This window comes from Rhodomicrobium sp. (assembly GCF_047605405.1).
GTDB lineage: Bacteria > Pseudomonadota > Alphaproteobacteria > Rhizobiales > Rhodomicrobiaceae > Rhodomicrobium > Rhodomicrobium lacus.
This window is the reverse complement of record NZ_JASGFR010000018.1, coordinates 1-14,982: the sequence shown is the minus strand read 5'-3', so window position 1 is coordinate 14,982 and position 14,982 is coordinate 1. Positions and strand designations below refer to the sequence as shown.

Genomic DNA, 14,982 nt, shown 5'->3' with positions numbered 1-14,982 from the left:
CGGCCTGCCCGATTTCAGGCCGCATTTCTGCGTTGTTCAAACGCACTCTCCCCCACAGTCATCATATTGTGACGCACAAGAGAATCCAGCTTGCGAAGTCAGTAAGCAGAGAGTATCCGTGACAAGCGCAATTAGGTATATTTTTTATGACGATTACCAACGATCCGATCAACGATTCTGATCTTCAGGCGCCTTCGGTGAAGCTTCGGGCGAACGTGGCGCCGCGCATTAATCTGGCATTTCAGGTCAATTCAATTCCGGCCATCGGCGAAATCGAGATCGCCAACGGAACAGAGCGCGACTTCTCGGATGTCCTGATTTCCATTTCGTCGGAACCTCCTTTTCTCAAGCCGACGGTCTTCCGGCTGGATCGTCTCAACGCGGGGGGCGTCCGCTCGATCAGCCCGGTCGAGGCCGATCTCGACCCTGCCTTTCTCAATCGGCTGACCGAAGCCGCGGACGGCGAAATCCACATTTCGGCGAGAGCGGGCGAGGAATCGCTGGCGACCGCGACGATCCCGTGCCGGGCGCTCGCGCCGAACGAATGGACCGGACTTTCCACGCCGCCGGAACTCGTGGCCGCTTTCGTCCGCCCGAACGACCCGGCCGTCGAGGTGATTTTGCGCAATGCCGCCGAGAAACTCCGTCTGCATGGCAGGAACTCGGCGCTTGACGGCTATTCCGGCAACAGGAAGGGACGTTCGTGGGAGGTCGCCGAGGCGATCTGGGCTGCCCTCGTCGACGCGAAGATCGTCTACGCGTTCCCGCCCGCGAGTTTCGAGCAGGACGGGCAGAAGATCCGCCTGCCCGGCGCGATCCTTGAGCGCAAGCTCGGGACATGTCTCGATCTCACGCTGCTTTACGCGGCCTGCCTGGAACAGGCCGGGCTCAATCCGCTCGTCGGCTTTTCGACGGGCCACGCCTATTGCGGTCTCTGGCTCACACAGGAGGCTTTCTCCTCCTGTGTCGTCGACGAAGCCGAGACCGTTCGCAAACGCCTGCAACTGCAGGAAATGATCCTGATCGAGACAACCCTTCTCACGAACCATCCACCGCTGAAATTCCGGGCCGCGGTCGACAAGGCCGCGAGCTACGCGAACGAGGACGAACCGCGCCGCTTCGAACTGGTCGTCGATATCGCGCAGGCACGCCAACGCCGAATCCGCCCGCTCGGCGTCGAGCATGACGGTGCGCAGGATGCTCTGCCCGTGACAGCGGAGGCCGGCGGATCGGTTGGGCTCGACGAACCGCCAACCTTCGTGGAGGAAGCCGTCAGGCCCGCCGAGCCGGATCAGCCGCTCGACCGGGTGGAACAATGGAAGCGGAAGCTGCTCGACCTCTCGCTTCGCAACAGGCTCCTGAATTTCAAGAGCGGAAAAAGCGCCGTCGATCTCTCCTGCCCTGACGCGGGCGAGCTGGAAGACCGGCTCGCGAGCGGCAAGGAGATAAAAATCCTCGCCAGAGCCGACGTCATGAGCGGCGACGATCCGCGCGATGCCGAAGTCTACCAGTTGAGGGCGGGCGAAGACGCAGCGAGACAGCACGCGCTCGAAGCGCTCGGGCGGGGCGAAGTGCTCACCGCGCTTTCCGACGACGACCTTCAGGACCGGCTGACCGAAATCCATCACACTGCGCGAGGCTCGCTCGAAGAAAGCGGCGCGAACAGCCTGCATCTTGCCATGGGCTTTCTGTCGTGGTCGCCTGCGGGGAAGGACCAGCGTTGCCGCGCGCCGCTGCTTCTCGTGCCGGTCCGGCTGGAGCGCCGCACCATTCGCTCGGGCTTCCGGCTCGTGCGCCATGACGACGACGCCCGCATCAATCCGACGTTACTGCAAATGCTTCGGCAGGATTTCGGCCTCGAAATGCCGGAGTTCGAGCGCGATCTGCCGCAGGATGCGTCGGGCCTCGACGTGGCGCAGATCTGGCGCATCGCGCGGCTGCACATCAAGGACATGAAGGGGTTCGAGTTGACCGAGGAGGTCACGCTTTCGAACTTCTCTTTCGCCAAATATCTGATGTGGAAGGATCTTGTCGACCGCGCGGAGCTTCTGAAGCGGAACCCCGTGGTTCGCCATCTCATCGATACGCCGAAAGACACCTATGGCGATCCCCGCGACATGCCGGAGGAACGCGCGCTCGACCGCGAGATCCACCCGAAAGACCTGTTCATGCCGCTTCTGGCGGACTCGTCGCAGACAGCCGCGGTCGTCGCCGCGTCGCGCGAGAAGGACTTCGTGCTTTTCGGTCCGCCCGGCACGGGCAAGAGCCAGACGATTGCGAACATGATCGCGCAGCTTCTTGGCGACGGGCGGTCCGTGCTGTTCGTTTCGCAGAAGACGACGGCGCTTGAGGTCGTTCGCAAGCGACTGAACGACATCGGCCTCGGCTCCTTCTGCCTCGAAGTGCATTCGGCCAAGGCGCAAAAAACCGCTGTCCTCGCTCAGCTCAAGACAGCGTGGGAATCGCGCTCCGCCGATGCCGCGCGCGAATGGGATTCGGCGACGGAGGATCTGAAAGCGCTTCGCGACCGGCTCAACGAGGTCGTCGTCGCGCTGCATCGCCGCCATGGCAACGGCCTGTCGGTGCACCGTGCTCTGGGCCGCGTCATAGCGCAACGGGACTTCGCACCGAAGGTCAAGCTTCCGTTCTCCTCCCCCGATCAGCACGACGAAGCGGAGATGCGCGCCTTGCGCGATCTCTGCCGCAGCCTGCGAACCGCCGTGCAGGCGCTTGGCACGACGCCCGCAGCGCACCCGCTGAAGGAGATCGGCCATGCAGACTGGTCGCCGGTGTGGCGTGGCGAACTGGAAACGGCGTGCGCCGCGTTCCGCAAAGCCGTGGTCGATCTGTCAAACGCGGGCGCGGTGCTCGCGAAGCATTTCGGGACGCATGAAACGGGAGACCCGCATCGCCTCTATGCGATGATCGTCTTTGCCGCGCTCGCCTTCAAACCGGAGGCCCGCGACGCCGCCACGCTCGCCGGCAAGGATATCCGCGCGCTCAAACCGGCCTTCGAGGCATGGCGCAGGGACCGCGCCGCCTTCGATGCCGCGCAAGCGCGGCTCGCCAATCGTTACCGCGACGCCGTGTTCAGCCTCGACTTCGGCCGTCTGATGCAGGACTGGCGCGATGCAATCGCGGCCTCCTTCCTGACGCGGAACGGCCGCAAGAAGCGCGTCTGGGATGCGCTCGCACCGTTCACCGACGGCGCGCCCCCCGAGGATCTCGGCACCGAGATCGTCGGGCTGATGGAGGTGAAGGAGGGGCGCGCCAAGGCGATGCGTCATGACGCGACGTTCGGAGCGCTTGGCCCCATCTGGCAGGGGCTCGAAACCGATCCGGCGCGCGTCGAAGCAGCCTTCGCGTGGCTCGGCCAAATCTCCGAAGCCGCCGCATCGCTTGCCACCCCGGAGCGTGACAAGGCGGGGTGGCTCGCCCTTCTCGCCGCGCTCATCCTCGATCGGCCGGACTTCATGCGCGAGGGCGGCCGCTTCGCGACGGACGCGGGAAAGACGCTGACCGCATACAAGACGTTTCAGGCGGCGCGCAAGGAGCTTGTCCGCCTCGCGCATCTCTCCGACGACTATTTCGGTCTGCCGCGCTCCGGCCATTGGCTGCGAGACGCCGCGAGCCTTGCCGAAATCTGGGCAGCGAACGCGCCGAAAAGCCAGCGCTGGTGCGACTGGCTTCGCCATGCCGCCGCCGCGCGCGCTCGCGGCCTTGCGCCGCTGACAGACGCCTTGACAGCGGGCGACATCGAAGCGTCCGATATCGAAACGGCCTTCGAGGTCGCCTATGCACGCTGGTGGGTCGAACAGACCGTGCATCGCGACGCGCTGCTTCGCGGCTTCGTCTCGGACCAGCATGAGGACGCGATCGCGCGCTTCATCGAACTCGACCATAAGGTTTCGCAGCTTGCACGCCATGTGGTCGCCGCGCGCCTGTCGGGAGTGGTGCCCGCCCGCAACGCCTTCGGACAAGACCCCGAATTCGGCGTCCTTTCGCGGGAGATCGAAAAGCGGGCGCGGCACATGCCGCTTCGCAGCCTGTTCTCGAAGCTGCCGAACGCGCTGACGGCGCTGACGCCTTGCGTGATGATGAGCCCGCTTTCCGTCGCGCAATTCCTGCCCGCCGACTCGCAGCCCTTCGATGTCGTGATCTTCGACGAGGCGTCGCAGATCCCGGTGTGGGACGCCATCGGTGCCATCGCGCGCGGCAGGCAGGTGGTCGTCGCGGGCGACCCGAAGCAGCTTCCGCCGACTTCTTTCTTCGACCGCGCAGGCAATGCCACGGAGGATGCGAGCGAGGTCGAAGACCTCGAAAGCATTCTCGACGAGTGTCTTGCCGCGAACATTCCGAGCAAGCGGCTGGCCTGGCATTATCGCAGCCGCCACGAAAGCCTGATCGCGTTCTCGAACCAGAACTATTACGACGGCGCTCTCGTCACCTTCCCGTCTCCCGTGACCGAGGATCGCGCCGTCCGTTTCGAGCATGTGCCGGACGGGATCTACGAACGCGGCTCGGGGCGCGTCAACAGAGAGGAAGCGCGCGTAGTCGTGGCGGATGTCGTGCGGCGTCTTTCCGATCCGGCCTTTGCCGCCAGCGGCAGTTCGCTCGGCATCGTGACGTTCAACGGCGAGCAGCAACGGCTGATCGAAAACCTGCTCGACAAGGAGCGCCGCGAGAAGCCGGAACTCGAACGGTTCTTCGGCCACGAGTGGCACGAACCCGTGTTCGTGAAGAACCTCGAAAACGTGCAGGGCGACGAGCGCGACGTCATCCTGTTTTCCATCGCCTACGGCCCCGATCAGGCGGGCAAGGTTTCGGTGCAGATCAGCACGCTCAACAAGGAAGGCGGCACGCGTCGGCTCAACGTGGCGATCACGCGCGCGCGCTCCGAACTCGTGGTGTTCGCGACACTCCGGCCGGACCAGATCGACCTGTCGCGCACGAAGGCGACAGGCATCCGCGATTTCAAGCACTTCCTCGAATACGCGGAACGCGGACCGCGCGCGCTTGCCGCTGCCTCGGAGCCTCTTGGCGAGACGGAATCGCCGTTCGAGGACGCAGTGAAGAAGGCGCTCGAAGCGAAGGGCTGGCAGGTGCATCCGCAGATCGGCGTCTCGGGCTTCCGCATCGACCTCGGCGTCGTGCATCCCGATGCGCCGGGCCGCTATCTCGCGGGCGTGGAGTGCGACGGCGCGACCTACCATCGCTCGGCGACCGCGCGCGACCGCGACCGGCTCCGCGAGGGCGTGCTTCGCAATCTGGGCTGGCGGATCGTGCGCGTCTGGTCGACCGACTGGTGGGTCGACCCCGACAGCGCGTTCACCCATCTGCACGCACGACTTTCCGAGCACCTCGAAATGGACCGGCTGGCCGAGCGGGCCAAGTCGCAGGACGCACCCGACCCCGTCGAGCCGGCCCCTGCCCCCGTCGAGGCGGTGCTCGCGCTCATCTCCGAAACGTCGGACGAAGACGCCCCTTCCCTGCCCGCGCACGCCGCCTCAGCCGATGAACCCGATTTGGTCGAAGCAAAGGAAGACGCGCCACCGCAATCCGCGCTTTTTGCGGCGCGCGCAGAGGGCGAGCAATTGGCGTTCCCCATTGCCGACGGGGGCGGATATCGCGCCGCCGACCTTGCCGCAGCCGGTTTCGCGCCTGATCGCGACGGCTTCTACGAAACGTGGTATCGGCCGACACTTCGGAAAATGGTCGCTCACGTCATAGAGGCCGAAGGCCCCGTCTTCGACGATGTCCTCGTTCGCCGCATCGCGCGCGCCCACGGCTTCGACCGAGCCGCCGGTCGCATCCGCGAAACAGTGCTCGATGTGGTCGAGCGGCGCTTTCCCCGCTCAACGGAAGAGGGGCGCAAGATCTATTGGCCCGAAAATGCCGACAAGACGCAGCTGCCGCGTTTCCGCGCCGGCAGCACCGAACTGCGCGATCACACGGACATTCCGCTGGCAGAACTTGCAGCCCTCGCGGACCGGTTTCTGGCGGACGGCGCGAAGCCCGAGGAAGCGGCCTTCATGATGGCAAGACACCTTGGAATCGGGCGTCTGCGCGAGGCCGCGCGCGAGCGTTTTCTGGCTGCGGCCCAACACGCCGCGCGCTTCCAGGGCGAACTTTCGGATTGAGGCAAGCGCGGCCGTCCATGGAAGCGGCGCGGCTTATTTCACGCTGGCGCCGCGCCTCCCGCGTGGCATAAGGGGAGCAAATCGCGCAATAGCGCATCCGAAAACTCTCGCAGCATCCCCGGTGGTCATGATCCGTCTCGAAAACATCAGCAAGCAGCATGGCAATCATCTGCTTTTCATCGAGGCGTCCGCCTCTCTCCTGAAAGGCGAGAAGGCTGGCCTTGTCGGCCCCAACGGTGCGGGCAAGTCATCGCTATTTCGCATGATCACCGGGCAGGACGAGCCCGACGAAGGTCAGGTGGCGATCGATCGCGGCACCACCATCGGCTATTTCAATCAGGATGTCGGCGAAATGTCGGGCCATAGCGCCGTGACCGAGGTCATGAACGGAGCAGGCCCCGTCAGCGCGGTTGCGGAGGAACTGAAGGAGCTTGAGGCCGCCATGGCCGACCCCGACCGCGCCGACGAGATGGACGCGATCATCGAGCGTTACGGCGAAGTCCTGCACACTTTCGAGGAACTCGACGGCTACGCTCTCGAAGCGCGCGCGCGCGAAGTGCTCGCCGGGCTCTCCTTCACCCAGGAGATGATGGACGGCGATGTCGGCAAGCTCTCCGGCGGGTGGAAAATGCGCGTCGCTCTCGCGCGTATCCTCCTGATGCGGCCCGACGCGATGCTTCTCGACGAGCCGAGCAACCATCTCGACCTCGAAAGCCTGATCTGGCTCGAACAGTTCCTCAAGAACTACGACGGCGCGCTCTTGATGACTTCGCACGACCGCGAATTCATGAACCGCATCGTCAACAAGATCGTCGAGATCGACGGCGGTTCGCTTACCAGCTACTCCGGCGATTACGAATTCTACGCGCAGCAGCGCGAACTGGCCGAGAAGCAGCAGCAGGCGCAATTCGAACGCCAGCAGGCGATGCTCGCCAAGGAAATCAAGTTCATCGAGCGGTTCAAGGCGCGCGCCAGCCACGCCTCGCAGGTTCAGAGCCGCGTCAAGAAGCTCGAAAAGATCGACCGGGTGGAGCCGCCCAGGCGACAGCAGAGCGTGCAGTTCGATTTCCCCCCCGCGCCGCGCTCCGGCAACGATGTCGTGGCGCTCAAGGACATCCACAAGCGCTACGGCAGCAAGGTCATCTACGAAGGGTTCGATTTCGCGATCCGGCGCAAGGAACGCTGGTGCGTGATGGGCGTCAACGGCGCCGGCAAGTCGACGCTGCTCAAGCTCGTCGCAGGCGCGAGCGAGCCCGATAAGGGCACCGTCACCATCGGGGCGAGCGTGAAGATGGGTTATTTCGCTCAGCATGCGATGGAAACGCTCGATGGCGACGCGACGATCTTCCAGTCGCTCGAACATGCCTTCCCGCAGGCGGGACAAGGTACGCTGCGCACGCTCGCGGGCTGTTTCGGCTTTTCCGGCGACGACGTCGAAAAGAGATGCCGCGTGTTGTCGGGCGGCGAGAAGGCGCGGCTCGCAATGGCGATCATGCTGTTCGATCCGCCGAATTTCCTGGTGCTCGACGAACCGACAAACCATCTCGACATGGCGACGAAGGAAATGCTCATCAAGGCGCTCGCGCAATACGAGGGCACGATGCTTTTCGTCTCGCACGACCGGCATTTTCTCGCCGGCCTGTCCAACCGCGTGCTCGAACTGACGCCGGAAGGCGTGCACAGCTATGGTGGCGGCTACACCGAATATGTCGCGCGCACGGGCCACGAGGCGCCGGGCTTGCGCAGCTGACGCTGCCTTGCCCGCGCCCCGGCAGCGCCGCCGGACGCCTCCGGTTTCACGTTTGCTCGACACAATTGCGAACTGTTTCAAGGCGATGCCGACCCGTTCCGGCGGGCATCGCCTTCTCGCAAGAAAGCGCGACGGGGCACAAACCGGCCGAAGCGCCGCCAGTGTTACCCCCGCGATGCCGCGAAAGCCTGTTCCAGATCCCAGATGAGGTCGTCCACGTCCTCAGTGCCGACGGACAGGCGAATCTGGTTCGGCTTCACGCCAGCGAGCAGTTGCTCTTCCTCGGTCAACTGCCCGTGCGTGACTGTTCCCGGGTGAACGATCAGCGATTTCGAGTCGCCCACATTGGCGAGGAACGAGAAGATCTTTACCGCCTCGATCAGTTTCTTCGCGCGCTCAAAGCCGCCCTTCACGCCGAATGTCAGAATGGATCCCGGCCCTTTCGGCAGGTATTTCCGCGCAAGCTCGTGGTGCGGGCTGCTCCTGAGGCCCGGATAATTCACCCACTCCACTTCCTCGTTGGCCTCAAGCCATTCCGCGATGGCCTGCGCGTTGCCGATCTGGCGCTCCAGCCGGAAGGACAGCGTTTCGAGCCCTTGCAGGAACAGGAACGCGTTGAACGGGCTGAGGCTCGCACCGAGGTCGCGCAGATAATGCAACCGCGCCTTGATGATGTAGGCGATGTTGCCGACGCCCGGATAATTGCCCCATTTGTCCCAATGGACGAAGCCGCTATAGGCCGGGTCCGGCGTCGTGAAGTCGGGAAACTTGCCGTTCGCCCAGTTGAAATTGCCGCCGTCCACGATGAGGCCGCCGATGCTGGTGCCGTGGCCGCCGATGAATTTCGTCGCCGAATGCACCGAAATATTCGCGCCGTAATCGAACGGGCGGAACAGATACGGCGTCGCGAAGGTATTGTCGACGATGAGCGGGATGCCATGCCGCTCGGCGATACGCGCCACGGCCTCGAAGTCGATGATGTTGATGTCGGGATTGCCGATGGTCTCGACGAAGAGCGCGCGCGTCCGCTCATTGATGGCGCGCTCGAAATTGTCGGTATCGGCGGGATCGACGAGGATCGTCTTGACGCCATGCTTCGGCAGCGTGTTCTGAAACAGGTTGAACGAACCGCCGTAAAGCGTCTTCGCGGCGACGATCTCGTGGCCCGCATGGGTGATGTTGAGGATGGAATAGGCCGTCGCAGCCGAGCCGGAGGCCACCGAAAGCGCGCCCGTGCCTCCCTCCAGCGCCGCGATACGGTTTTCGAGCACTTCGTTGGTCGGATTGGTGATGCGCGTATAGTCGAAGCCGAATTCCTCAACCGAACTGATGGCTTTCGCCGCCGCGAAGTCCTTGAAAACAAAGGACGTCGTCTGATAGATAGGCACCGCCCGCGCGCCGGTTGCCGGATCGGGCGTCTGGCCCGCGTGAAGCTGTTGCGTGGCAAAGCCGAATTGGCGCTCGCTCATACGTCCTCTCAGGAGAAATAGGTTTCGGGGTCGATGCGGTAGGGATCGAGGCTCGCGTCAGCGTCGATGCGAAGCGCGCTGTTGAAGACGTTGTTCACGATCATCAGCGCGCCGAACACGGTGAGGTCCACGATTTCGGCATTTGAAAAATGCGCCGCCACGCGGGCATAAAGCGCGTCGCCGATGCGGTTCGGATCTTTCGCAAGCTGCCAGCCGAAATCCCAGATCGCCTGATCGCGGGGCGCGAGGTTCAGGTTCTCCGGGTCTTCGCCCCAGCCGATGATCGCGCGGCGCATGAAGGTGGTGCAAAGCTCGCAGGCATTCGCGCGCGAGATGGCAAAGCAGAACAGCACCGCCTCGCGCTCGCCGAGGAAAGGTTTCACGCGGTCGAACAGCTTGTACCATTCGAGCACGGCGTCGAGCGCAACGGGCGAATGCAGGAGCACCGCCTTCATGTTGGTGAGGGCGTGGGTCTTGACGAGAACGTCGTGACGCCGCTGGATCTCGGGCGGCGCGGTTTCGAGGTCGACGGGTGGGATGCGGGACATGGCCTTTTCCTATGGCTTTTTGGGTCGACAGACCTTCTCCACCGCATCGACGACGATGTCGGCGATCCGGGACAGATCTGTTTCGGTGATGGTGAGAGGAGGCGCGAGGCAGATCGTGTCGTTCACGATGCGTGTGTAAAGGCCGCGAGCCAAGAGTTCGGCGCGCAGCCGCGATGCGAGATTGAATTCGGGTGCGAAGCGCGCCCGCGTGCGCCGGTCCGCGACCAGTTCCACGCCCGCGAGAAGGCCGAGGCCGCGCACTTCGCCAACATGCGGATGCCAGCCGAGAGCCTCGCGCAGACGGCCGAGCAGAGCCCCCCCTTGCCCGGCCGCCCGCTCGACGAGGCGCTCCTCGTCGATGATGCGCAAGGTCTCAAGCGCGACCGCGCAGGCCACAGGATGCGCGGAAGCCGTGAAGCCGTGCCACCACCGCTGGTCCGGTTCGGCGGTGTCGAGCGCATCCTTGATGCGCGCGCTGACGCCGATGCCGCCGAGCGGCACATATCCGCTGGTTATGCCCTTGGCGAATTGCACGATGTCGGGAGCGAGGCCCCAGTGTTCGAGGGCGAACCATCTGCCCGTGCGGCCGAAGCCGGTGATCACCTCATCGGCAATGAACAGCACGTCGTGGCGGGAACAGATTTCGCGGATGCGCTCGAAATAGCCGTCCGGCGGCACGATGACGCCGCCCCCGCCGCCCTGTACCGGCTCCGCGATGAAGGCTGCAACCGTTTCCGGCCCTTCGCGAAGGATCGCGGCTTCGAGCAGATCCGCTGCCGCGTCGCCATCGCCGTCGAAGCGGTAGGGATAGGGCGAAGGGATATGGACAAAGCCCCGTTCTCGTGGGCCGAAACCCGCCGTGAATTCCTCCACGCCGGTGGCGCTCGCCGCGCCAATCGTCGAGCCGTGGTAGGACCACTCGCGCGCGATGATCTTCGTTTTCGCGGGCTTGCCCTCCTTCCGCCAGAACCAGCGTACGGTGCGGATGGCGGTGTCCGTCGCCTCGCTGCCGCTCGTCGTGAAGAAGAACGCCTCGATGCCGGCAGGCGCGATCTTCCTGAGCTGCTCGGCGAGCCGGATGGCCGGTTCGTGCGTGGCACCTGAATAGGCCGTCGCAAAGGCGAGCGTGGAAAGCTGGCGCGAAGCCGCCTCCACCAGTTCCCAGCGCCCGTGGCCAAGATGGACGTTCCACATGCCGGAGAGGCCGTCGAGATAGGCCCGCCCCTCGGTGTCGTAAAGTGTCGACCCTTCTCCTCTGCTCCAGATAATGGGGCTTTGCTGTTCGGACGGATGATGCTGGGGATGCAGAAGGTGGAGGCGGTCAGCCCCCACCCACGCGGCCGCTGTCGCGGGCCTTTTTCTTGCGCTCTCGGACATGCAGCGGCTATTCGGCGGCCGCCGCCGGAGCCGCAGCGTCGGCTAGATCCTTCTGAATGACCTCCAGCACGGCGGGCGAGCGCCACCTGAGAACGATGAACTGAAGTGCACCGATCAGCAGGAGCCCGAGGAAGACATAGGGCAGGATGTTGAGCGGATATTCCGGCACCGGATAAAGCACGCCGAGGACCGGCAATGTCAGGAGCAGGATCGACAGCACCGAAACCAACACATGATGGAAGCGGAGTTCACCGCGCGACCACAGGAACACCGGCGCGGCGATGGCGACGAGAATGTAAGTGGTGAGGAATCCCAGCGTCGCGATCGTGCCGAGATACGCAAACACGTCGAGCAGCCCGATACCCGCAGCGATCAGCGGCAGGGCAAGCAGCGCGGCGATGGCCGCCGAGATCGCCACGGCCACATGCGGGGTCGCGTGCGTTTCATGGGCGTCTCCCGCGCGGTTGAAGATTATGCCGTGACGCGAGAGCGAGTAGATGATGCGCGCGCCCGCGTTGATGCTGCCGAGCGCCGACGCAAAGAAGCTTGCCGCCACGCCCGCCGCGATCAGGAGGCCGAGCGGTTCGAGCCCGACGGTCGTTGCAAGAACGGACAGCGGCGCGTCGACCTTGTCGAGCCCGGTTGCGGCGCCCTGGAACGAGGCCACGAGCACGTAGCCCGTGAAGACGAAGAAGAGCCCGACGGAGAGGACCGTAACGATCACCGCGCGCGGAATGACGCGCAGCGGGTTCTTTGCCTCATGGCCGAGCACGGTTGCGCCCTCGAAGCCCACGAAGCTGAAAAAGGCGAGCACAAGGCCGAGCCGCACCTGGTCCGCCGTCACGCCATCGAGGCGAAGCTGAGCGGTATCGACGGGATTCGGCGCGCGGACGAGCCAGAGGATCGAGATCGCGAGGATGGCTACGACCGTGATGGCTTCGAGCGTGAGCGTCAGACGCGTGGACAGCTTGATGCTTCGCCATGCCACGTAGAAAGCAATCGCGACCAGGACGGCGGCGATTGCAACCGATGCGATGCGATCTGCGAAGGGGCCAAAAACGGAGTGAAGCACCACAAGGGCGTAATTCACACCGCCCGCAACGACCGCGCCCGCCGTGAAGAGATAGGCGATGACGAGAGCCCAACCGGTGATACTGCCCCAGAAGGCGCCGAGGCCCTGCCCCGCAAAGGTGTAGAGCGCGCCGGGCGATGCCGAGCGGCGGGAAAACGCAGTGATGTTGAACGACAGGAGCAGCAACGCGAGCGTTGCGAAAAGATAGCCGAGCCAGAGCGCGTTGCCAGCGGTCGCGAAGACGCCGAGAAACACGAAGGCCGGTGTGCCGGATGGCGCAATGATGCCGATGGCCTGAGCGACGACATCGAGAAAGGACAGGTGATCGCGCTTGAGCGACCCGCGAGGCGCGTGGGAGTCCGTAGACATGGTTCCATGCTCCGTTGACGGCAGAGAAAATTGTGCGGGGAATGGCCCCTTCCACGAGGCCCGGCGGCAGCGCTTACGCTACCGCCCCACTACACGGGTCTGCTGCTCCGGCAACGGCGGGCAGAAAGAGGGCGAAGCCGGCAAAGCCGCTCACTTCCCTCCATGGCAATGCGTAAGACATGCGCAAGGCTCCGCCCGAGTTAATCCATATAACGCTTACCGAACTTGTCATCTTTCGGCAACGAAATTCTAATACTCGCGCGCATCTTGCAAGATATAGGGTAGTAAATTCTGGAGACCTGGATTTTTCGAGGAACTTATTCCGATTTCGTCGAACCTTGCGAACTTATTGCACCGGGCACCATCCGCATACGTACGTTCACCGTAGGCAGGCGAGGGTTTTGGTTGTCGGCTCCCACCGACAACCACCCTTTGGGGCGTCCTCAATCGCAGCGCCTTGAAGGCTTGAAGGCGCGTGTTGCCTTCTTTCAAGCAACTTCGCGCATGGCGGAAATGTCGGACGAAGGCTCCCCGATCGGCATCAGATTGAAGCTGCGCACCAATATATCGAGCACCTTTGGCGTCACGAAAGCGGGCAGCCTGGGCCCGATGCGGACGTTCCTTATGCCGAGGTGAAGCAGCGCCAGCAGGACGCACACCGCCTTCTGCTCGAACCATGAGAGCGTGATCGAAAGCGGCAAGTCGTTAACGCCGCATTCGAACGCGTCGGCAAGCGCGAGGGCTACCTTCACCGCAGAATAGCTGTCATTGCATTGGCCCATGTCGAGCAGGCGCGGCAGGCCGGCGACCGTGCCGTAATCGTGGCCGAGCAGGCGATATTTTCCGCAGCCGAGCGTCAGAATCACGGTGTCGTCGGGCAACTCGGCGGCGAGATCGGTGTAATAGCTGCGCTCACCTTCGGAGCCATCGCAGCCGCCGATAACCGCAAAATGGCCGATCTGCCCCGCCTTCACAGCGGCGACGACCTTGTCCGCGACACCGAGCACCGCGTCATGGCCGAAGCCGACCGTATGCGCGCGCTCCTCACGAGTGTCGGTAAAACCCGGCGCGGCAAGAGCAGCCTCGATCACGGCCGAGAAGTCGCGTCCAGGGACGTGGGCGATACCGGGCCAGCCCACCACATCGCGGGTGAAAAGACGGCCGCGATAGTCCTCCGCCGGTGGCATCAGGCAGTTGGTCGTCATGAGGATGGCGCCTGGAAACTCCGGAAATTCGCGCACCTGCTTCATCCATGCGCCGCCGAAATGCCCGGCGAGATGCTCGTGTTTCCTGAGCTCGGGATAACCATGGGCGGGCAGCATCTCGCCATGGGTGTAGACGTTGATGCCGGTGCCCGCCGTTTGATCGAGCAGCGCTTTCAGGTCCACCATGTCGTGCCCGGAAACAAGGATCGCCTTGCCGGGGATGTGGCCCATGCGGACAGCCGTCGGCGTCGGGACGCCGAAAGTGGAGCAATGCGCTCGGTCGAGCAGGGCAAGCGCGTCAACCGTCACAGCGCCGCATTCGAGGTTCAGCGCGAGCAGCGCGTCGATGTCCGCGAGCCCGTCGTCGATGGCCGCGAGCGTCTTCACGACGAACGCATCGACCGCCGGATCGGACAATCCCATCTGGCGAGCGTGATGCGCGTAAGCCGCCATGCCCTTGAGACCATAGGCAAGAAGCTCCTGAAGGCCGGTCACGTCCTCGCCAAGAGCGGCCTTGCGGGCCGTAATGCTCGAAGGTGCCGACCATTCGAGGATATCGGCCCTGGATGCGTGCGGCGGCAGGCTCGCGAACGCACCCGCCGCGGCCAGCAGCGCGCGGATGCGCCCTTCGATCACATCCGGATCGAAATTGACGTTTGTGACCGTGACGAACAGCGCATCTTCGAGGAGCGGGGCAAGACTTGTCGGGCGCGCCTCCGCCGGCGTTTCGGCGTAGCGGCGGGCAAGACGCCGCGCGGCAAGCATAAGCGCGTCCTGCAGGTCGGCGACCTCCGGTGACTTGCCGCAAACGCCTCGCGTGACGCAGCCGGTCCCCCGGTTCGTTTGTTCGCATTGATAGCAGAACATATGTGCCCTCCTTGGCGCTGTCGAATCGGGGCGTTAAGGCCCTCGCTGACGCCAACCTAGAAGGGTTCAAAAGTCGGAACGTTGTCGCGGCGCAAACTCGCGGGACTTTGCGTAGCGGGCGATGAGGAGGAATCATTGGCGTCCCCGACAGGATTCGAACCTGTGACCCCCAGATTAGGAATCTG

The 14,982-nt window shown here is 64.0% G+C and carries 7 protein-coding genes; 2 read left to right on the top strand and 5 right to left on the bottom strand.

What is annotated here, in order from left to right; genetic code table 11:
* Positions 1–146: 146 nt before the first annotated feature.
* Positions 147–6,140, top strand: a complete 5,994-nt coding sequence (locus QM659_RS08935; protein ID WP_415188151.1) for a DUF3320 domain-containing protein — start codon at positions 147–149, stop codon at positions 6,138–6,140.
* Positions 6,141–6,267: 127 nt separating this feature from the next.
* Positions 6,268–7,890, top strand: coding sequence for an ABC-F family ATP-binding cassette domain-containing protein (locus tag QM659_RS08930; RefSeq protein ID WP_415188150.1), 1,623 nt, complete (start codon positions 6,268–6,270; stop codon positions 7,888–7,890).
* A gap of 164 nt (positions 7,891–8,054) precedes the next feature.
* Here the strand turns inward: QM659_RS08930 and QM659_RS08925 are convergent, their stop codons facing one another.
* The 5 genes from QM659_RS08925 to hcp form a co-directional block, all read right to left on the bottom strand.
* Positions 8,055–9,359 (bottom strand): O-acetylhomoserine aminocarboxypropyltransferase/cysteine synthase family protein, encoded by a 1,305-nt coding sequence (locus QM659_RS08925; protein ID WP_415188149.1) that lies wholly within the window; start codon positions 9,357–9,359, stop codon positions 8,055–8,057.
* Positions 9,360–9,367: 8 nt separating this feature from the next.
* The gene (locus QM659_RS08920; RefSeq protein WP_127076744.1) at positions 9,368–9,907 is read right to left on the bottom strand and encodes a carboxymuconolactone decarboxylase family protein; all 540 of its coding nucleotides are present in this window, start codon (positions 9,905–9,907) and stop codon (positions 9,368–9,370) included.
* A 9-nt stretch (positions 9,908–9,916) separates the two neighbouring features.
* Entirely contained in the window at positions 9,917–11,284 is a 1,368-nt protein-coding gene (locus tag QM659_RS08915; protein WP_415188148.1) for an aspartate aminotransferase family protein, read from the bottom strand.
* A 7-nt stretch (positions 11,285–11,291) separates the two neighbouring features.
* Positions 11,292–12,725 carry an APC family permease gene (locus QM659_RS08910; protein ID WP_415188147.1) on the bottom strand — a complete coding sequence of 478 codons (1,434 nt, stop codon included), beginning with the start codon at positions 12,723–12,725 and terminating at the stop codon, positions 11,292–11,294.
* A 488-nt stretch (positions 12,726–13,213) separates the two neighbouring features.
* Entirely contained in the window at positions 13,214–14,797 is a 1,584-nt protein-coding gene (gene hcp / locus QM659_RS08905; RefSeq protein WP_415188146.1) for a hydroxylamine reductase, read from the bottom strand.
* Positions 14,798–14,982: the final 185 nt, after the last annotated feature.

What these genes read in the sequence shown, in the direction of transcription:
- QM659_RS08930 (WP_415188150.1), top strand. Translation starts at nt 6,268, where the DNA reads ATGATCCGTCTCGAAAACATCAGCAAGCAGCATGGCAATCATCTGCTT.
- QM659_RS08935 (WP_415188151.1), top strand. Translation starts at nt 147, where the DNA reads ATGACGATTACCAACGATCCGATCAACGATTCTGATCTTCAGGCGCCT.
- QM659_RS08915 (WP_415188148.1), bottom strand. Translation starts at nt 11,284, where the DNA reads ATGTCCGAGAGCGCAAGAAAAAGGCCCGCGACAGCGGCCGCGTGGGTG.
- QM659_RS08910 (WP_415188147.1), bottom strand. Translation starts at nt 12,725, where the DNA reads ATGTCTACGGACTCCCACGCGCCTCGCGGGTCGCTCAAGCGCGATCAC.
- QM659_RS08925 (WP_415188149.1), bottom strand. Translation starts at nt 9,359, where the DNA reads ATGAGCGAGCGCCAATTCGGCTTTGCCACGCAACAGCTTCACGCGGGC.
- hcp (WP_415188146.1), bottom strand. Translation starts at nt 14,797, where the DNA reads ATGTTCTGCTATCAATGCGAACAAACGAACCGGGGGACCGGCTGCGTC.
- QM659_RS08920 (WP_127076744.1), bottom strand. Translation starts at nt 9,907, where the DNA reads ATGTCCCGCATCCCACCCGTCGACCTCGAAACCGCGCCGCCCGAGATC.